Source organism: Xanthomonas arboricola (assembly GCF_003353015.1).
Taxonomy (GTDB): Bacteria; Pseudomonadota; Gammaproteobacteria; order Xanthomonadales; family Xanthomonadaceae; genus Xanthomonas; species Xanthomonas arboricola_E.
Map to the genome: position 1 here is coordinate 392,885 of NZ_QREM01000001.1, position 19,465 is coordinate 412,349.

Here is a 19,465-nt window from a genome sequence, read left to right on the forward strand (position 1 = left end):
GCGGTATCACGTCAAGCCCCGGCTGCAGGCAGCGCTCACCAATCGGTGGGCGCATAGTCCTTGAGGAACTGGCCCCACACATGCTCGCCGGTGTTGGCGCCGTGGATGATCGGGTCGACGATGCGGGCGGCGCCGTCGACGATGTCCAGCGGCGGGTGGAAGCGTTCCTGCTGGACCTTGAGCGCGGCGATGTCGGCCGGATCCTCGTCGGTGACCCAGCCGGTGTCGACGCTGTTCATGTGGATGCCGTCGTTCTGGTAATCGGCCGCCGAGGTGCGCGTCATCATGTTCAACGCGGCCTTGGCCATGTTGGTATGCGGATGCCGGGTGGTCTTGAAGTTGCGGTAGAACTGCCCTTCCATCGCCGAGACGTTGACGATGTGCTTGTCGCGCTCGGGCGTGCGCAGCATCAGCGGCTTCAGCCGCGCATTGATGATGAAGGGCGCGATGGCGTTGACCAGCTGGGTTTCCAGCAGCTCCACCGAGGGCACCTCGTCCATCAGCAGGCGCCAGGAGTTGCGCCCGCGCAGGTCCACCTGCTGCAGGTCCTGGTCCAGCCGACCTTCCGGGAACAGGTGCTGCTGGCCCACCAGTTCGTCGTCCAGCAACGCCACTTGCGACAGCTCGGCGGCGCGGGTGAGGCCATCGGCGCCGTCCAGGCCGCGGCCATGCACCGCCGGCAGCGCCATCGCCGAGGCATCGCGCAACGGTTCGGGCGTGCGCAGGCCTTCGTAATGGCCGACCAGGTTGCGCACGGTGTCCGGCAACTCATGCAGCGCGGCGGTTTCGCCGGCCATCATGTGCGCGTAGAACTGCGGCGGGCGGCGCACGGTCTGGCAGGCATTGTTGATGATGAAGTCCAGGCGGTCGCGGGTGGCCAGCAGCTGGCTGCAGAACGCCTCCACGCTGGGGGTGTGGCGCAGATCCAGGCCGAACACCTGCAGGCGATGGCCCCACTCGTTGAAGTCCGGCTCCTGCGCATAGCGGGCGGCCGAATCGCGCGGGAAACGCGTGGTCACGATCAGTTCCGCACCGGCGCGCAGCAGCTTCAGGCCGGCCTGATAGCCGATCTTGACCCGGCCGCCGGTCAGCAGCGCCACGCGTCCGCGCAGGTCGGCGGTTTCGGTGCGCTTGAAGTAGTTCAGCTCGGCGCAGGCCGGGCACATCTGGTCGTAGAAGTGATGCAGCTGGGTGAACTTCTGCTTGCACACGTAGCAGTGGCGCAACTCCGGCGAATGCGTGGGCTCCGGCGCAGCAGTGGCGTTTTCGCCGTTGTGCGCATCGTGCAGGCCGGCGGCATGCGGCGGGAAGAAGTTCGGCGTGCTGAACACCGGTTTGCGCCGCAGTGCGCGGATGCCACGCTGCTCGAGCAGTGCCTCGGCCTTGCGCACCTTCTCCTGGTGCCGCTCGCGCTCGCGCTGCTTGAGCAGCTGCCGCCGCGCCTTGGGCTCGGGGTGATAGACCCGGGCCACCACCTGGTGCAGGCGCACGCGGTCGGCCTCGGGCAGTGTGTCGAGCACGCTGCGGTCGGCCTCGATGGCCTCCAGCAGGTCCAGCGCCGCGCGCAGGCGGTCGGTGAGCGGCAGGTCGTCGTTGGCGGGCACGTGCGGGACGTTGGTGTTCAAGATGGATCCGGAAAAGAGCGGCAGAAAGCGGAGCGGATGCAGCGAAGGGCGCGGCGGATGGCACGTCCAGCGGCCGCACCGGTCGGGAACCGGGCGCCGCAGGCCGAAGCAACCGGGCCGTGGCTATTTTCGCCGATCCTGCGGTGCTGACGCCAACGGCGTGTCAAGGCCGTCTCAGGGGACAACCGCGGTGCCGAGGGTGTGCCGGATCGGGACTGGCAGCCCGGCAGCATCCGGCCAGCCAGATCGCCGAGCTCAACGCCGATGCCCGCAGGAAGCGCAGGCTTGCTAGATGGTGCCTTCCGGCAGGTCGGTGATTGCCCGGTAGCGCGCTGCTGGCGACTGCGGGGCTCGGGCGCTGTTGCCCTGCGGTCGTCGGTGTTCGGCCTTCCAGCGATGCTGCAGGCTGGTCGTGGGTGCTCACGCCAGCAGGCCCGCTCACGCACTCTCCAAATCGGCTGGGCTAGGGTTGCGGCCTACTGGTGTAGCGGAGAATGCAGCATGGGCCTGTTGGTCGACGGCAAGTGGCAGGACAGTTGGTACGACACCGACAAGAGCGGCGGACGTTTCGAGCGCTCGCAATCGCAGTTCCGCAATTGGGTGACGCGCGATGGCAGCCCTGGTCCGCACGGGGAGGGTGGCTTTCAGGCTGCTCCCGGTCGCTATCACCTGTACGTGTCGCTGGCCTGCCCGTGGGCGCATCGCACGCTGATCTTCCGGCGCCTGAAAGGGCTGGAGTCGATGATCGACGTGTCGGTGGTGAACTGGTTGATGCGCGACCAGGGCTGGACGTTCGATCCTGGCCCGGGCGTGATCGCCGATCCGGTTCACCGCGCCAAGCGCCTGTACGAGGTGTATCTCAACGCCGATCCGCAGTACTCCGGGCGGGTGACGGTGCCGGTGCTGTGGGACCGCGAGCGCGACACGGTGGTGAGCAACGAGTCGGCCGACATCATCCGCATGTTCAACAGCGCCTTCGATGCCGTTGGTGCGGCCGACGGTGACTTTTATCCGGCCCCGTTGCGCGAGCAGATCAATGCGCTCAATACGCGTATCTACGACACCGTCAACAACGGCGTCTACAAGGCGGGCTTCGCCACCACGCAGGCCGCCTACGAAGAAGCCGTGGTGCCGCTCTTCGAGACACTGGACTGGCTGGAGGCGCGCCTGGGCGAGCACCGCTATCTGTGCGGCGAGGTGCTCACCGAGGCGGATTGGCGGCTGTTTACGACGCTGGTGCGGTTCGATGCAGTGTATGTGGGGCACTTCAAGTGCAACCTGCGACGGATTGCCGACTATCCCCACTTGTCCGGATTCCTGCGCGAGCTCTACCAGATGCCCGGTATTGCAGACACGGTGAATTTCCGGCACATCAAAGGCCATTACTACCAGAGTCACAGCACCATCAATCCCACCGGCATCGTGCCGCTGGGGCCGGTGCTGGATCTGCAGGCGCCGCACGGGCGTGGCGGCTGATGCAACCGGCGGCTGCACGGCGCAGCGCTCGGGCGCACTGCCGCATGGCGTGTACTAAGCTGTGCGCCTTGGTGACCAACAGGAGCGGTCAGTGCTGAATCATGTGATGGTGGGATCGAACGATATTGCGCGATCCAGGCAGTTCTACGATGCGGTGCTCGGCGGCGTCTTCGGCGCTCCCGCGCCGCTGGTCAACACTGCCGGCTCCGGCCATGTGCGGCTGTTCTATCGCCATGCCGGCAGCACCTTCGCCGTCAGCGAGCCGATCAACGATGCGCCGGCGACCAGCGGCAACGGCGCCACCGTCGGTTTCACCTGCAGTTCGCCAGAGCAGGTGCGGGCCTTCCACGACGCCGCCGTGGCTGCAGGCGGGGTGTCCGTCGAAGATCCGCCGGGCGAGCGTGAGAGCCGCATGGGAGCGGTCTGGCTGGCCTATGTGCGCGACCCGGATGGCAACAAGCTCTGTGCGATCTACCGGCCCGTCTAGACCCGGATGCCTGCGCTGCGGCGACCTGCCGCAGCGCTGTGGGGCATCGTGCTGTTGCTGCGCCAGGGCGACGGTGGGGTGACCGTCGCCGCGGCGCGGCACGCGGTTGCGTCAGGTGACGGACCCAGGCACCGGGTGTTGGGCTAGTGCTTTGCCGCGTCGCGCATGATCAGCGTCGCCGCGCCCACCGTGATCGCGTCCTCAACCACGCCGGTGCTGGTCTGGCCATAGCGTTCGATCGCGCGCATGCGCACGTTGAAGGTGAGGTAGGCGGCCGCCACTGCGGTGGTCGCGCCCAGCACGGCAGCCACGCCGCGCTGATGGCGCGGTGCCAGCGCGGTGCCGACGATGATGCCGGTGGCGATGCGGGCAATCATGCCGGGCAACACGATGCGGTCGGGAGCGGTTTTCATCTTGTCGCCGGCCAGCTCACCACCGGCCAGCGCCAGCATGCCGGCCGATGCGAGGGGATTGGCGAGCAGTGCCGGCGCGCCGTTGTCGGCGGGGAGCTTGCCGGTGCGCGCAGCGTTGGCCACTGCGGCCAGCGGGGTCATCGAGCGCATGCCGGCGACGGCGCTCATCAGGAGGGAGTGGATCAAAGCCATGTGCACCTCTGCAGGAGCATGCTGCCAGGCGTCAATGTGGAGCAGGCAGGCATGCGTCGGGTTGTCGATGCCCAGAGCCTAGGAGGCCGGATGTCTGCGCGATGGCAAGGCGGTGCCAGCGCGATGTGCCTGCCTGGCGGGAGGGCGGTGTTGCCTGACGCGTGGGGGCAGGTGCCGGTCGATCCCTGCCGGGGTGGTGGTGCGGGCGTGCGGCAGCAGCCGGCAAGGCCACGCCCGTGTCGGCGCGCTGCCTGGCCATGCGGGCGCGGCAGCGCGTTGCCATCGCCAGGACCGGTCAGGGCTGCTTTGCAAAGCTGCCCGCGCGCCACGCCAGCCACAATACCGACAGACCCACCGCCAGGCAGATGAGCACGCCGGGCAGCGAGGCCTCCGGGCCGAAGGTCCCGCCGGTGAGCCATTGCGGAAATCCGGGCGTTGCCGTGCTGCGGGCAATGGCCGGGCCCATGTCGGTCCCGGAGACCGCCGCACCGAACAGATAGCCCTGGGTGAAGTTCCAGGCGATATGCACGCCGATCGACATCCAGATGCGGCCGGTCAAGGCATAGAACGCGCCCAGCAGGATGCCTGCTTCCAGTGCGATGCAAATTGCCGCAAACGCCGTTGCATGCGGGTTGGCGATATGGCCGAAACCGAACAGCGCGGCAGAGGCGATAAACGCCACCCACGGGCCGAACGCGCGCCATACCAGGCGCAGAAAGATGGCGCGGAACAACAGCTCTTCGATCACCCCGGCCTGCAGGGCCTTGCGCACCGCCGTCCAGGCCGGCGCCGGGCCAAGCGCCTGGATGTCGTACAGCCCGAACAGCGCCATGATGCCCATGACCGCGGCGAACATGGCCGCGCCGATCAACAGTCCGATGCTCAGCTGCGGCAACATCGGGCGGAGTGCGAGCTCGCTGGCGCGTCGTCCTTCGGCCAGGCGCACCGCCACCACGTAGACCGCCAAGCCCACCGCGATACCGACCAGGCTGGCAACCAGTTGCAGCGGCCCGGAGTCCTTGGGCAGCAGGCTGCCGACGGCCCTGCCGGCCATCGGCGCCAGCGTGGCGACCGCCACCAGCAGCAGGACCGCCCAGCCGATCGCCCGCAGCCAGCGTAGGCGGCCGGGCTGCAGGACGTTGCGCTCGCCCAGCGCAATGCGGTGGGACGCGTGGCCGTTATTGGAAACCGCTGGCGTTGGTGCGTGCATGGGTTGAGGTCCTGTGGGTGGTTGCTAGCGGGTGGTTGAACGGGACGAGGCGTCTGCCACGACTGCGATACGGCGGGCGAATGAGCGCTGTTGCACTGCCGGGGCGATCAGCGCGTGTCGCCCGGTGAGGAGCTGCTGCGCAACAAGGACTTGAGCCCGTGCGTGATGCCGCGCGGTGCGACGCTCAAGTGGTCTTCGTCATCGAGAACCTCCAGCGCGAGATGCAACGATGGATAGTGTCGCGCGCGCAGCGCCTGCGCCATCTTCTGTGCGTCGATGACCATGTCGTAATTCTGGTGGTGGCGCACCTGCTCGTATTCGCCGACGTACATGTACACCTGCGCCGGCAGGTCGGTATGCGACGCGGCAAAGCTGGTTTCCTGCGCCACCATCGCGTGCTCGCCATACCAGTACGAGGGGCTGCCCAGGATGTAGCCGGCGAACATCTCCGGTGTGCTCAACAGGATCTGCGTGCCCAGCAGGCCGCCGTACGAGTGCCCCAGATACAGGCGCCGCTGTTCGTCGGTCCGGTAGCGGTTGGCGACGAACGGCAGCACGCGATCGCGCAGGTAGCGGATGTAGTCGGCGCTCTTGCCGTGGGTGGCAACCGGCGCTGCGGTCGGGCCATCTTCCGGGGTGGGCGTGTAATCGCGTCTGCGGCTCGGCATGGGCTCGTCGCCGACTGCGTAGGACAGCCCGACCAGAATGAAATCGGCGATGGCTGGCCCTTCGCCGTTCAAGCGCCGCGCGATCTGCTTGACCAGCGGGAACGCATAGTCGCCATCGGTGGCATACAACACCGGGTAACGACGCTGCGGATTGTCCGCATAGCCGCGTGGCAGCGCGACGAAGACCTGGTAGGTGCGGCCTGTCGCCGGATCGGGCACGTCCCAGACCTGCGTATCGGCCAGTTCATACGGTTGCCCACCGCCACGCTGGCTACCAGGCGCGTGAGCGGGCGTATCCGCTGTGGCTGCTGGTGTCGCTTTGGCAATGGGTGTGGGTGCTGGCGGTGGTGCCTTGCCGCAGGCAGTCAGTAGCAACACTGCCAATCCAGCCGATAACCGCTTGTTCACGACAGCCTCCTGCAGGTGGTGGGGCGCGGTGCCGTTGCAGCGGTGCAGACGAGAGCTGGCTGTCGATACATGGCGGACCGCGCGTGCCGGTTCTGTCGCGTTGGGTGCGTACCGACATCGACGATGCCAGCAATGCCGGAAGACGCGACTGGCGTGGCAACGTATAACACGGGCCGCTGCCAGGGTCTCGATGCTCGAAGAACCCAGGCGCCCGCGGAATCATCGAGAACCCGGGAGCACCCGTGCTCAGTGCAGACGACCAACCACGCGCAATGCCGCCGACTTGGCCATATCGTTCGGATTGGTGCCGGGCAGGCCCTGCGGCACGGCCATGCCCTTGCTGCGATAGAAGTCGGTCCAGTACGGCGACACCTGACCGGTCTGCGGGTTCGTGAAGTTCATCGGTTGCAGCGCAAACACCTGATGGGCGCGGAAGGCGCGCTCGATGAAGTCCGAGCAGTAGTAACTGTCGTCGTCCTGCACGTAGGTCTGGTTGTACGGTTTGCCGAGCATGCGCCGCGCCTGCGCAATGGCATCGGCAATGGCAGCGCGATGCCCGGGGGTGAGCCGGTACACGACGATCTGCCGGTGCCTGGCGCTGGCGTCGTCGATGAACACCTGCAACGCCTGCTCGCGCGAGCCGTGTTCGTCCGCATGCAGCACCACCTGCGTATCGCCGGCATGCGCTACCAGCGCGACGTGGTCGAAGCTGGGTTCGCCCTGGGTGGCGGTGGCGTCGTCGATGGCGCCGCTCAGGCCGGTGCGTGCGGCGGTGACGAACAGCAGGTCGCCATCGTGCACCCGCAGCGCAAGCGCGGTGCCGGGCAACAAGGCGATGAGCAGCGACAACAGCAGGGCAATGCGCATGGTCTGGGCGTTCAGGACAACAGTGCCGGCATTATCGCCGTTATGTCTGCCGGCCGCGCCGGGCAGCAGGCCACGCGTGTGCCGGCAGCGCCACGCAGCGAGGTCGTTGACCTGTAAACTGCCGCGGCCAGCGGGCGTCGCCGCCGCCATCGCGTCGCGGCAATCCTTGCTGTCCACTGGAGTGTTGCATGCGTCCTGCTGCTGCGTTGTCGCCGATGGGGCGGCTGTTTGCGGTTGCCGCCTTGATCGAAGGCGTGACCTGGGCCGGGCTGTTGCTCGGCATGGTGCTCAAGTACGGCACACAGACCACCGAGGTGGTGGTGTGGCTGTTCGGTCGCCTGCACGGCGGCGCCTTCCTGTTTTACGTGGTGGTCAGCGTGCTCGCCGCGCTGCGGCTGCGCTGGCCGTGGTGGGCCTGGGCGCTGAGCCTGCTGGCCGCGCTGCCGCCGCTGGTGACGGTGCCGTTGGAACTGTGGTTCCGGCGTATCGGCCTGCTTGGCCAGCGGCCGCCGCCCGCAGGTTGAGGGGGCACGCGCGCATCGGCGGCCTGCTGCGTCTACTGTAGTGGGGTCGGGTGCATCACGGCAGCCGGTCGCATGCGTGCTCCATCGCCGATCGCGATGCGGGGGCATGGACGCGGCGGCGGTCGTTTGCCACCATGCGCCCCTCAAGGACAGGTCGTGGGGGCGATATGCGTGGTTGGACGATAGGCGTGCTGGGTGTGCTGGCGTGGACAGTGGCTGGCCCGGGATACGCGCAGGGTGCGCCGGACACCGTGGACCTGGCGCCGTATCTGAAGAGCGACCAGTTCGAGCGGATCAAGATCTCGCCATCCGGCGCGTATTTTGCACTGACCATGCCGCTGGAGGATCGCACCGTGCTGGGTATCGTGCGGCGGCAGGACAAGGTGGCCACGGCCAAGATCACCGGCGGCGTCAACAGCGTGGTGGACGATTTCTGGTGGGCCAGCGATGAGCGCATCGTGGTGTCGATGGCGCAGCGGCTGGGTTCGCGCGACGAGCCGGTGGCGATCGGCCAGCTGCATGCCATCGACGCCAACGGCAAGAATGGCCGCCTGCTGGCCAGCCCGTACGGCACCAATCCGGACATCAACGGCGCGCAGTTGAAGATGGAACTGGACCCGGCCACCTACGTGCTGGATACCTTGCCGGGCGACGCGCGCAACATCCTGGTGTCGGCGGTGCCGTTCGTGGGCGATCCCAACGTCCGCATCGACAAGCTGGACATCCAGACCGGCCGGCGCACGACCGTGGCCACCTCGCCGGTACGCCGGGCGGGGTTTGTGACCGACCAGCAAGGGCATATCCGGTTTGCCAACGGCCTGGACATCAGCAACGTCAGCAAGCTGTATTACCGCGACAACGACGAGGCGCCGTGGCGGCTGATCAACGATGCGGCCAGCAGCAAGCAGCGCCAGTTTCCGCTGGGGTTTTCCGCCGATGGCAGCCGCGCCTACCTGCAGGTGGAGCAGGCCGCCGGCACCGACGTGCTGGTGGCGTGGGACCCGGCAACCAGCAAGACGACACCGCTGCTGCACGACGATACGGTGGACCCGTACCACATCCTGCGCGATCTGGATGGCACCACGCCGATCGGTGCGTCGTACATGAGCGATCGCGTGCGCAATCGTTTCTTCGACGAAACAGCGCCCACCGCCAGGTTGTACCGCAGCCTGGAAAAAGCCTTCGACGGCAACGCGGTCTACATCACCTCGGCCACCAGCGACCGCCGCCTGGTGCTGCTGTATGTGTGGAGCGATCGCAACAACGGCGATTATTACCTGTTCGACACGGTCAGCAAGAAGGCCGACCGGGTGTTCAGTCGCCGCGAGTGGTTTCCGCCCGATGGCGTGCCGGCGACCAGGCAGGTGAGCTTCAAGGCGCGCGATGGCCTGGAGTTGCACGGCTATCTGACCCAGCCGCTGCACGCCGAGGCAGGCAAGCCGCAACCGTTGATCGTGATGCCGCATGGTGGCCCGTTCGGGATCTTCGACAAGTGGGAATTCGACGACGACACCCAGTTGCTGGCGGCAGCCGGTTACGCGGTGCTGCGCGTCAACTACCGCGGCTCGGCCAACTACGGCTACGCGTTCACCCAGGCCGGTGCCAGGGAATGGGGCGGACGCATGCAGGACGATGTCACCGATGCCACCCGCTGGGCCATCGGCGAAGGCATTGCCGACGCATCGCGCATCTGCATCTATGGCGCCAGCTACGGCGGATATGCGGCGCTGATGGGCGTGGCCAAGGAGCCGGCGCTGTATCGCTGCGCGGCCGGCTATGTGGGTGTCTACGATCTGGACATGATGGCGCGCGATACCGGGCGCTCCGCACGCTGGGCCAGGAACTGGACGGTCGACTGGCTGGGCGCACGCGACACCCTGGCGGCGCGCTCGCCGGTGACGCTGGCACGGCAGATCAAGGTGCCGGTGTTTCTGGCAGCCGGCGGCAAGGACGAGCGCGCGCCGATCGAACATACCAAGGCCATGGAGCGCGCGTTGAAGGGGGCCGGGGTGCCGGTGGAGTCGCTGTACTTCCCCAACGAGGGCCACGGCTTCTATACCGAGGCGCATCGGCGCGAGTACTACACGCGCTTGCTGGCGTTCTTGAGCAAGCAGCTGGGTGGTGGGACCGCGCAGTAACGGGGTGGCGTTCCACCAGGTGTTGCCTGATGGGGCGCGTGATCTCGCGTGCCGGTGGTGGTGCATGCGGTTTGATGTAGCAGCTGTACCGTGTGCGCCTGCATTCCTTTGCGGTGCGGTGTTGCGGCGTTTGCGTTTGCGGGCAGGGCGTCGCGGCCGGGTCCGCTCCTACGGTTCTTGGGGGGCTGGTGGTGCCCATGACCGGGGCGGCACGACAGCGCAGGCCGGCTGCATCGCCGCTGTCCCTGCGCTCCCGGTTCAACTGCGCGATAGCGCGGCACCGTCGATGGTCGACGCTGCCGCTCCGGCGTCGCCTACTTCTCCGGCATCGGCTTCATTTGATACTGCGCCGGGGGCGTGGCGCCGAGCAGGTGCTGCACGAAGTAATCCCAACGGCGGCGGGCGACATAGGGGGTGAGCTCGCCGTAGCCGTGCTTGGCGTTGGGCAGCATCAGCATGTCGAAGTCCTTGTTGGCCTTGATCAGTGCATCGGCCACCAACAATGTGAGATGCGGCGACACGTTGTCGTCCAGCGTGCCGTGCACCAGCATCAGCCGGCCCTTGAGCTTGCTGGCGTGGGTGGCGTTGGCCTGGTCGTCGTAGTTGGAAGTGCCGTCCTTGTCGACGATGTGCTCGCCGTGATACTTCTCGGCCCAGTCGTCCTCGTAGCCGCGGTTGTCGTGGTTGCCGCTTTCCGACCACGCCACCTTGAACAGCTCCGGGTAGCGCAGCATCGCGGCGGTGGACGCATTGCCGCCGCCCGAGTGCCCCCAGATGCCGACGCGGCTGGTGTCGAACCACGGATAGCGCTGGCCCAGTTCCTTCACCGCGGCCACCTGGTCGGGCAGGGTGTTGTCGCCCATGTTGGCGTACCAGGTGTCGTGGAAGGTCTTGGAGCGCCACGGCGTGCCCATGCCGTCGATGGCGATCACGATGAAGCCCAGTTCGGCCAGCGACTGGTTGTCGCCATGGCCGGCCAGGAAGCTGCGGCCGCGCACCGAGCCGGTCTGCGGGCCGGGGTAGACGTAGTCGATCACCGGGTACTTGCGCGCGGGATCGAAGTTCGTCGGCTTGAACATCAGCCCGTACAGCGTGGTCTTGCCATCGCGCGCCTTGACCGTGATCGGCTCCGGCGGCACCCAGCCGGCGGCCTTCAGGCGGGAGATGTCGGCGCTGGCGATGGTGCTGAGCGTGCGCCCGTCGGCCGCATCGCGCAGCACGCTCACCGGCGGCGTGACCGAGGTGGAATAGGTATCGACCAAGCGCTTGCCATCGGGCGACAGCGCGATGCTGTGGTCGGCGACCTCGGGGGTGAGCAGCACCGGCTCGCCACCGTCCAGGCTCACCTTCCACAGCTGCTGGTAGTACGGGTCCACGCCCGGCGTGCGGCCGACGCCGACAAACCATGCCGTGCGCGTCACCGGGTCCACGCGCAGCAGTTCGGTGACGTTGCCCTCGCCGCTGGTGATCGCGCGCTTGGGTTTGCCGGTGGCCAGGTCGTAGAGATACAGCTGGCCCCAGTCGCTGCGCTCGGAGAACCACACCGCCTCGTTGCTGCCGGGCAGGTAGGCCCAGTTGGCGGCGACCTGGCCGCTTTCGTAATAGGTCTTGGCGGTTTCGTCGAAGGCAGTGCGCACCGCGCCGGTGCCGGCATCGGCGATGCGCAGCCAGACCTGCTTGTGGAAGCGCGAGGTCGAGGCGAACGCCAGGGTCTTGCTGTCCGGCGCCCATTTCACGTCATCCCACAGGCCCGGCGAGCAGCTGACGTCGTCGCACAGCGTGGAGCGGTGCTGGTCGGCGGGCATCTTCAGCCGCACCACGCTGGCGCTGGGCACGTCGATGATGACGCGCTCGATCATGGTCACGTCCTTGTCGCCGGCCATCGGGTATTTCCACGCCTGCAGTTCCGGATGCCCGAGCTTGGTGCTGACCAGGTACATGTCGCCGGTCTTGCGCTGGTCCTGCTGGAAGGTGGCGATCTTGCGCGAGTCCGGCGACCACGCCACGATGGCGTTGTCGCTGTGCTGCCAGCCGGCGTTGTCGGTGGCGTAGCCGAAGTTTTCCACGCCATCGCGGGTGAGCTGGGTCTCCTTGCCGCTGGCCAGATCACGCACCCACAGGTTCCAGTTGCGGATGAAGGCTTCGCTGCGCTTGTCCGGCGACAGCACGCCCGGTTCGGGCTTGTCCTGCGCATACAGCTTGCTGCAGCGCGTACGGGCGTCGCAGACCACCGCGGTGTCGCGCACGTTGAGGCGGTAGCGGCCATCGGCGCCCAGGCTGACCTTGGGCGCCAGGGTGGCGGCCTTGAGCGGCTTGTCGCCGGTCTTGAGCAGGGTGTTGAGCGCGGCGGCCAGCGCCGCGGGCTTGAACAGCGGCGCGGTCTTGCCGGTGGCGGTGTCCAGCTGCAGCAGGCGGTCGCCCCTGGCATCGTGGTCGACGTAGACCACATGGGTGGCATCCAGCCAGGTCACGCGCGTGGGAGCATGGTCGACCAGCGGCTGCGCGGCGTAGTGGATCAGGCGCTCGGCGCGCGCGTAGTCGGCCTCGGTCACGCGCGCTGCCTGCGCGCTGGCCACGGCGGGCAGCAGGGCGCTCATCACGACAGCGAGCAGGTGGCGCAACGGCAACGGTATGGGCATGTGGACCTCATCGAAAGGGTGCGCGCCGACAACGGCGGTGCAACCTCGCATGCTACGTGCGCAGGGGGGACATGCGACCCTGCCAAACGTCGTGCCTTGTTGTGGACCGAAGATGCCAGGCGTGGTGCTGCAGGTGCTGCGCGCCCTGCGGTACGGGCGGCTACTTGCCCATGCACTGCTTCCAGCGCGCGTTGACCCGCTGCGCGAACCAGGCGGTGGTGAGGGTGCGGGTGATCTTGGGGCTGTCCAGCGTGATGCCGGGCAGCACCGCCCGTGGCAGCGGTTTGCCGGCACTGCGCTCGGCCAGCGCGAACACCTGGCGATACAGCTCGGTGTCCTCGAACTCGGCGGAGTTGCCGGCTTCCAGGGCGCGGCGGAGCTCACGGTCGCTCATCGCCAGCTGGCTGCCCAGGGCGCGCGCGGCGCGTTCGGTGCCGCCGGGCGCATCCAGGCTGGCGCCCGGCGTCAGCAGGTCGCCGTCCAGGCTCAACGCGATCCCGCTGGCCTTGCCCAGCGCGGCCTGGAACGCGGCATTGCGGCTGGCGTACCAGCCGGCATTGAAGTCGGCAAAGCGGTACAGCAGCGCGTCGTAACTGGCCGGGTAGCCGAGCAGGTGCCGGGTGCCGAACCACAGCCCGCCGCGACGGCTGAACACCTCGTGGCGGATCGAGTCGCCAGGCGGGTACGGGTAACGGTCTGCATGCTGCTCGGCAAAGGCGATGCTGACCTGCATCGGCCCGGCGGTATGCACCGGATTGAGCCCGTCGAACAGGCGCGTGCCCAGCGGCACGCTGCCGGTGAAGTCTTCGAAGATGCGGCTCAGCTCCTGCTCGGTGCGCGCGCTGGCAATGCGCGTGGCATAGCTGCGGCCGTCGGGCGAGTCGATGCGCAAGGCGGCATCGACCATGAAGCCGGGGATGTGGTGCGCGCTGGCGCGGCGGTCGATCTCCGCGCGCGAAATCCTGCCGAGATTGGGCACGACCGGGTTGGCCTGGTAGGTGGACTCCTGCTCGGTCACCGCCAGCACTGCGCAGATGTGCTCGGCGCTGGTGTCCAGCCCCTGCGAGGACAGCGCCACGTACACATCGTCGGCCCAGCCGGCGCGGTCGGCCAGCGTGGCCGGCAGGCGCCGGGCGATGTCGGCCTTGACTGCGTCCGGGGAGCGTTGTGGCGCGCGCGGCGCCTGGGTGGCGCAGGCCGACAGCAAGGCGACGGCAAGCAGCGTGAGCAGGCGGGGCAGGTGGAATGTCACGACATCTCCAGGTTCGGGGGGGCGGCAGGTGCCGTGCGGCAGTTTACGTGGCTGTCGCAACGCGGCTGCCTCTTGCGCCGTGGCGCGGCGCCGGCGTGGGTTGCCGGCTGCGCCGCGGTGCCTGGCAAGGCACACGGTCGCAGGCCACTACCAGCGCGCGTTGCAGGCCGATTCAAGCCGGCTGCATGCAGGCCGATAACGATCCCGGCGCAATGCGTGGCGATCACATGACCTGCCGCGTACGCCAGTCATCATGACCGTGTGTTCGCATCGCGGCGCCAGACAGGCGCCGAGATCGTGCCGATTCCACCGCCCGCCAACCATGGGAGAGCTAGCGTGCCGCAGCAACCAGCAAACCCGGGACGGTCCGGGCGGCATGTCCCGTGCACGGCAGCCATGCGGTGCGGCTCATCGTCGCCGTGAGCGGGCGATGAGCAGTGCGACGCCCCGCTGGCGGCGCATGGTCGTCGCGATGGCCGCAATGGCCGCGATGCTGTGCAGTGCGTCGCTGTGGGCGCAGCCGCAGCCGTGGAAGAGCATCGAAACCGCCACGATCGACGACCCCAGGGCCGCCCTGCAGGCCGCCCAGGCCGCGTTGCAGCGTGCCCGCAGCGATGGCGATGCCGACGCGCAGTTCTGGGCCCTGCTGGCGCAGGCGCGCGTGCTGATTTCCCTGGAAGAGAGCGAGCACCGTCAGGCGGCACTGGCGCAGGCGCGTGCGATGTTGACGAAAATGCACGGCAACACGGCGCAGGCGCAGCTGTGGCTGGCGATCGTGCAGGCGCTCAGCGATGTGCGCGAGAGCCCCAATCGCGGCATATTGGCGCGGCTGAACGCGTTGCGCCAGCAGGCGCGCGCGCTGGGGCGCAACGATCTGCTGTGCGAGATCGAGGCGGTCGACATGTGGAGCATGCTCGCGTCCGGCAGCAGCGACGAGGCCTGGAACGCCGCGCAGACCACCTACCAGTGCGCAGTGCGCGAACACATCCTGGGCATGGAGCTGGATGCCCTGACCCAGCTCGGCTCGCTGGCCAGCCGCGTAGGTGGCCGCTCGACCGAGGACAACGACGCCGAAGACTACCTGCTGCGCGCCCTGGAGCGCTTGCGCGGCCAGCCGGCGCGCTTCCAGCGCAGCCTGATCGAGTACGAATACGGCACTTCGCTGGCGACGCAGCAGCCGGACGCGGCGCTGCTGCATTTCAGGCGTGCGCTGGCACTCAGTCGCGAGCTGGGCGACCAGGCCGGCGTGGCCGCGGCCTTGACCAGCGGCAGCGAGGTCCTGATCCAGGCCGGCGATGCCACCGCGGCATTGGCGATGGCGCGCGAGGCGCTGCCATTGATGCAACGCCAGGGCAATGTCGGCCGGGTGGCCGCCTGCCACGCGGTGTTGCTGCAGGCATTGACCGCGCTCAAGTCCGACAGCCTGGGCGTGGAGATCGTCGCAGCCAAGGCGTCGGACGATCCCCATCTGTCGCTGGGACGGCGCGCGCAATTGCTCGATGCCATTGCCCAGGCGCTGGCGGCGGAAGGGCGGCATGCCGAAGCGTTCCAGGAGCTGCAACACGCCAACACGCTGCGCGCGCAGAGCCTGGATCGCCAGCGCGACACGGTGATGCTGCGCCTGCAGGCGCGTTACGAAGATGCGCGCCGCGATGCCGAAACCGCCGAGCTGCGCCGGCGCAGCGAGACTGCGCAACTGGCCCTGCAGGCCCGCGAAGCCGGTCAACGCAGCTTGTGGATCGCCTTGTGCGCGGCCTGCCTGTTGCTGCTGGGGGCGCTGGTGGTGCTGGCCTTCGGTGCGTGCCATCGGCGGCAACTCTCGCGGCTGGCGATGCGCGACGAACTTACCGGCCTGCCCAACCGCCGCGCCATTCGTGCCGAGGCGCAGCAGCAGGTCGAGCAATCGGTGCGTTCGCAGGTGCCGTGCATGCTGGCATTGATCGATCTGGACCACTTCAAGCTGATCAACGACGTGCACGGGCACGCCGCCGGCGATGCCGTGCTCAAGGCGCTGGCCTGCGCCTCCAGGCTGGCGCTGCGGACGCAGGATCGGCTGGGACGGCTGGGCGGCGAGGAATTCCTGCTGGTGCTGCCGGGCTGCAGCGAAGAGGAGATTCCCGCGGTGTTTACGCGGTTGCGAAACGCAGTGGCCGCGATCGAGATCGCCGGCCTGCCCGCCGGCCAGCCGGTGCGCTTCTGCATGGGCGCGGTGAGCGTGACTGCAGGAACCGGTCTGGATGTGCTGCTGGGGCAGGCCGATCTTGCCCTGTATGCCGCCAAGACCGCCGGGCGCGATCAGTGGGCGGTGTGTTGAGGCGTGGATGAGGGCGGCTGCGGCCTGGCTGCGTCAGCACTCACGGAGGCACCGGGTGCAGCGCGCGCGGTGGTGCGTGGCCCAGCAGCGCATGGCCTGTCCGTGTGTCTCCGGCACGTTGTGGCAGCTGCCGCAACGGCAAGATGGCGCCCTGCGGGACGCCATCGGCACTGCGCTGGTTACCGGCTGACTTCCTGCATCGGAATCTTGTGCTGCTGGGCATACGCGCGCTGTGCGGTGTTCAGGGCTTGCATGTCGGTATCGAGCCGGGCGGCCACGGTTTCCAGGTCCGTGGCCAACGGCGCCAGCTCGGTGTTGCTGTAGCCGTCGGGCAGGGCGGCCATGCGTTCGAGCGCGGCCATCATCGCGTCGGCACTTGCGAGGTAGGCAGACAGCTTGCCGTCCAGGTCCCTGGCGTTGTCGGGCACGCCCGAGGCCATGGCGGTATTGGCCTGCGCATTGGCGGCCAGTGCCTTGCGCTGGCTACCCAGCGCGGTCTTGTAGCTGTCCAGCGGCTTGTGCGCGACGGCATCGGTCACCAGGCCTTGCCCACGGTCGCCCAACACCCACGGGTCAACGATGGTGACCGCGCCATTCCAGACCGAGATGTTGTGCAGCAGGTAGTCGCTGGAGGAGAGCGTGGAGGCACCGGTGGCGGCGCCGCCACCGCAGGAGGCAAGCAGCAGGCCGAAAGAGACAAGCAGGAACGTGGTGAACGTCTTCAAGGCGAAAGATCCCTGGTACGGGGCCGTTGTCGCCAATGCATGGCGAAGACGGCAAAAACCCCAAGGAAGCGCCCGGACAATCCATGTTGCACTGTTGCTGGCCATCTTCCCTGAGACGAATGCAGCGTGGAGCATTCCATTCACTCTGAGCGAGTGCGCTGCGCCACCAGCATAGCGGCCGCGCTCAGGCGGCAGGTGCGGGTCATGCGCGCGCTGCGCGACCACCAGGTGTTGCATGCGTGCGCTGGATGGCCTTGGCCGGTTGCGCTGCGCGTACACTGCGCCGCCCCCATCGAACCGATGCCTGCGTGAAAAAAAAGCGGCCCAAATCACCGCCACCTGCGCCAGCTCCCGCAACGTCCCGGATTCACGAATGGATCATCGGCGGGGGGGCGGTTGTCGTGGCGATCGCCTGTTGCGTGCGGCTGTGGCTGTTGCTGGAGGCGATCGTCACGGGGCGCTATATCAGCGTCGTCCGCGGCCGGCCGACCAGGATCTTCCATGCGGATGCAGACCCGCAGCGGTTCTGGATCGCCATCGGCTGGGATGCGTTGCTGACCAGTGTGCCGTTGGCGGTCATCGCCTGGTTCGCCTACGTTGCCTGGACGCCGCACAGACGCGGCCGGCGATGACCTGCGCGGTGTTCCACCGCGTGCGCAACTGCGGTGCCGCACCGTCGACGACGACGCGGCTGCGCAGGCGTGCGGCGGGCCGCTGTTTGGGACACGGTGTTGATCAGCAAACGGGTCACGGGGCCGTGGCAACCGCCTGCGCCGATCAACACCTGCGCGTCATGCGGCAATCAGGGCTGGGTCTGCGTTTGCTTGCGTGATGGCGTCTGCGTCTTGCGCCTGGGCCAGGTGTCGTAGCTGTAGACGAACTGTTTCTGGTCGGCGCCCACGGTGGGATCGCAGTGCCAGGAACTGGCGACGCTGCCGGGTTCCAGCACGCCGTCGACCTCGCGCACGGACTGCGCTTCGAAGGCGCAGATCGGCCCGTACAGCTTGATGTCGCGGTCCGGCGCCGAGGTGGGGTGGGCATGTTGCACGAGCACGATGTCGCTGCCGTTGAAATGATGCACCTGGGCGCCGTGCTCGCGATCGATACTGAAGTAGCACGGTGCGCCGATGCCCAGTGGCAGGACCTCTTCATCGCGCAGCAGCGCGCACCTGCCGGCGTGTTCGCCCAGGCGAATCGTGCGCCCGGCCAGGATGGCGGTGGTTACCGGATGGCGGGTGGTGACTTCGGACATGGGGTGCGGCGGTTGCGGCGCCGTCTGCGCGTGCGCCGGTACGCCGGCCATCACCGACAGTGCGGTCAACGACCAGGTTGCAACGTGGATGCGCATGTAACGTCCTTGTCGTGGGCGGTGCAGTATCGCAGATCGGTTTGCCGCCCAGACGTGGGCGACAGACCCGATGCGCTCCGTGCTCTGCATACGGGGAGCCGATGCGTGGCGCGGCATCGGCCTGCAGCAATGCGGTAGGCGCGCAGCATCGCCCTGCAGCTGGCCGCGCGTTTCCGCTTGCCGCACGCGTCGTGCAGTCAGCGCCGCGCCGGCAAAGTGGCCAGCACGCCATCCAGCGCCAGTTGCGTGCTGAAGCCGGCCTTGCTCAGGCGTTTGCTCACTTCGTTGGGCACATCGCGCCCGCTGGTGAGCCGGTTGGGTGCCCCGGTGTAGTGGAACAGGCGCCCGCCACGCCGCAATACCCGCGCCAGCTGGTCGTAGAACTGCTGCGAATACAGCTCGCCGGCAATGCCGAAGCGTGGCGGGTCGTGCAGGATCGCATCGACCGCATCGTCCGCCAGCGTGGTGATGTGGTGCGAGATATCGGCATGGGCCAGCTGCAGACGTCCGCCGTGGGCGGCATCGTCCGGATCCGGCGACCAGGGATTGAGCGTGCGCAGCCACAACACGTCGGCATTCTTCTCGAACGACTGCAGCTGCGCCACCCCGGCCTCCAGGCAGCAGGCGGCGAAGTAGCCCAGCCCGCCGCAGGTATCCAGCACGACCTTGCCGCGCGGGTCGACCAGCGCCACCTTGCGGCGCGCATCCTCGAACGGCGACAGCTGCGCCGAGGGCAGCATCTTGATGCCATCGATCTCGAAGGTGGGCGCGCCCCAGTCGGTGGGAACGAGCTTGATCAGCGCGCCGCTGAACCGCGAGATCGGGGCGAAATCATCGCCGTCCCAGAAGTACAGCGTGCGCTGCTTGAACTTGCCCGGATATGGGTAGCCCCTGCCACGCCACTGCCAGGTCTGCGCATCCAGCTGGGCGGTACCGGTACTGCGGCCCAGGTCCAGCGAACCGGTCCATTGGGTCAGACCACTGCCGCGCGCGGCCAGCAGCGCCTGGGCATCGGAGGAAATGAGGAGTGGACCGGAGTAGTGGGGCACGAGTCGCTGGTCCGGGTAGGCGCGGGTCACGCGCGGTGCTGGTACAAGGGAGGACTGGCATCGTAACCGACCTCATCGCGCATGGGCATCCAGTGCAGCGCCGGCATGTTGGCGGCACCGCGGCGGGCCG

The 19,465-nt window shown here is 67.9% G+C and carries 16 protein-coding genes; 6 read left to right on the forward strand and 10 right to left on the reverse strand.

Translation table 11 applies throughout. The features are described 5' to 3' along the window. Nucleotides 1–35: 35 nt before the first annotated feature. Nucleotides 36–1,625: an SDR family NAD(P)-dependent oxidoreductase gene (locus C0541_RS01815; RefSeq protein WP_115045425.1), complete on the reverse strand. Its 1,590-nt coding sequence runs from the start codon at nt 1,623–1,625 to the stop codon at nt 36–38. Between the two features lie 501 nt (nt 1,626–2,126). On the opposite strand from C0541_RS01815, the gene C0541_RS01820 reads away from it, so the two are divergent. Then, nucleotides 2,127–3,101 (forward strand): glutathione S-transferase family protein, encoded by a 975-nt coding sequence (locus tag C0541_RS01820; protein ID WP_115045426.1) that lies wholly within the window; start codon nt 2,127–2,129, stop codon nt 3,099–3,101. A 91-nt stretch (nt 3,102–3,192) separates the two neighbouring features. Further along, the gene (locus tag C0541_RS01825; protein ID WP_161959856.1) at nt 3,193–3,588 is read left to right on the forward strand and encodes a VOC family protein; all 396 of its coding nucleotides are present in this window, start codon (nt 3,193–3,195) and stop codon (nt 3,586–3,588) included. A gap of 143 nt (nt 3,589–3,731) precedes the next feature. Here the strand turns inward: C0541_RS01825 and C0541_RS01830 are convergent, their stop codons facing one another. From C0541_RS01830 to C0541_RS01845, 4 genes are all read right to left on the reverse strand, one after another. Next, nucleotides 3,732–4,193, reverse strand: a complete 462-nt coding sequence (locus tag C0541_RS01830) for a DUF4126 family protein (RefSeq protein WP_161959829.1) — start codon at nt 4,191–4,193, stop codon at nt 3,732–3,734. Nucleotides 4,194–4,488: 295 nt separating this feature from the next. Beyond that, nucleotides 4,489–5,403, reverse strand: coding sequence for a CPBP family intramembrane glutamic endopeptidase (locus C0541_RS01835; RefSeq protein ID WP_115045429.1), 915 nt, complete (start codon nt 5,401–5,403; stop codon nt 4,489–4,491). Between the two features lie 107 nt (nt 5,404–5,510). Beyond that, a complete protein-coding gene (locus tag C0541_RS01840; protein WP_115045658.1) occupies nt 5,511–6,449 on the reverse strand; it encodes an alpha/beta hydrolase in 939 nt (312 codons plus the stop codon). Between the two features lie 276 nt (nt 6,450–6,725). Beyond that, a complete protein-coding gene (locus C0541_RS01845) occupies nt 6,726–7,346 on the reverse strand; it encodes a YiiX/YebB-like N1pC/P60 family cysteine hydrolase (RefSeq protein WP_429001324.1) in 621 nt (206 codons plus the stop codon). Nucleotides 7,347–7,534: 188 nt separating this feature from the next. On the opposite strand from C0541_RS01845, the gene C0541_RS01850 reads away from it, so the two are divergent. Next, nucleotides 7,535–7,870: a DUF3817 domain-containing protein gene (locus C0541_RS01850; protein WP_161959830.1), complete on the forward strand. Its 336-nt coding sequence runs from the start codon at nt 7,535–7,537 to the stop codon at nt 7,868–7,870. 167 nt (nt 7,871–8,037) lie between these two features. After that, entirely contained in the window at nt 8,038–10,008 is a 1,971-nt protein-coding gene (locus C0541_RS01855; protein ID WP_115045430.1) for an alpha/beta hydrolase family protein, read from the forward strand. Between the two features lie 314 nt (nt 10,009–10,322). On the opposite strand, the gene C0541_RS01860 is transcribed toward C0541_RS01855, so the two are convergent. Together C0541_RS01860 and C0541_RS01865 are read right to left on the reverse strand one after the other, a co-directional pair. Next, a complete protein-coding gene (locus C0541_RS01860; protein ID WP_161959831.1) occupies nt 10,323–12,647 on the reverse strand; it encodes a S9 family peptidase in 2,325 nt (774 codons plus the stop codon). A gap of 160 nt (nt 12,648–12,807) precedes the next feature. Further along, on the reverse strand, nt 12,808–13,899 hold the full coding sequence (locus C0541_RS01865; RefSeq protein WP_115045432.1) for a DUF1615 domain-containing protein: 1,092 nt from the start codon (nt 13,897–13,899) through the stop codon (nt 12,808–12,810). 430 nt (nt 13,900–14,329) lie between these two features. On the opposite strand from C0541_RS01865, the gene C0541_RS01870 reads away from it, so the two are divergent. Then, entirely contained in the window at nt 14,330–16,213 is a 1,884-nt protein-coding gene (locus tag C0541_RS01870; RefSeq protein ID WP_115045433.1) for a GGDEF domain-containing protein, read from the forward strand. A gap of 179 nt (nt 16,214–16,392) precedes the next feature. Here C0541_RS01870 and C0541_RS01875 read toward each other — a convergent pair whose 3' ends face one another. Continuing rightward, nucleotides 16,393–16,938, reverse strand: a complete 546-nt coding sequence (locus C0541_RS01875) for a hypothetical protein (RefSeq protein ID WP_115045434.1) — start codon at nt 16,936–16,938, stop codon at nt 16,393–16,395. Nucleotides 16,939–17,339: 401 nt separating this feature from the next. Here C0541_RS01875 and C0541_RS01880 point away from each other — a divergent pair, with 401 nt between their 5' ends. Then, a complete protein-coding gene (locus tag C0541_RS01880; RefSeq protein WP_238601238.1) occupies nt 17,340–17,570 on the forward strand; it encodes a hypothetical protein in 231 nt (76 codons plus the stop codon). A 170-nt stretch (nt 17,571–17,740) separates the two neighbouring features. On the opposite strand, the gene C0541_RS01885 is transcribed toward C0541_RS01880, so the two are convergent. Together C0541_RS01885 and C0541_RS01890 are read right to left on the reverse strand one after the other, a co-directional pair. Then, nucleotides 17,741–18,286, reverse strand: a complete 546-nt coding sequence (locus tag C0541_RS01885) for a hypothetical protein (RefSeq protein ID WP_193725838.1) — start codon at nt 18,284–18,286, stop codon at nt 17,741–17,743. 197 nt (nt 18,287–18,483) lie between these two features. Next, entirely contained in the window at nt 18,484–19,335 is an 852-nt protein-coding gene (locus tag C0541_RS01890; RefSeq protein ID WP_161959832.1) for a class I SAM-dependent methyltransferase, read from the reverse strand. Between the last annotated feature and the right edge of the window lie 130 nt (nt 19,336–19,465).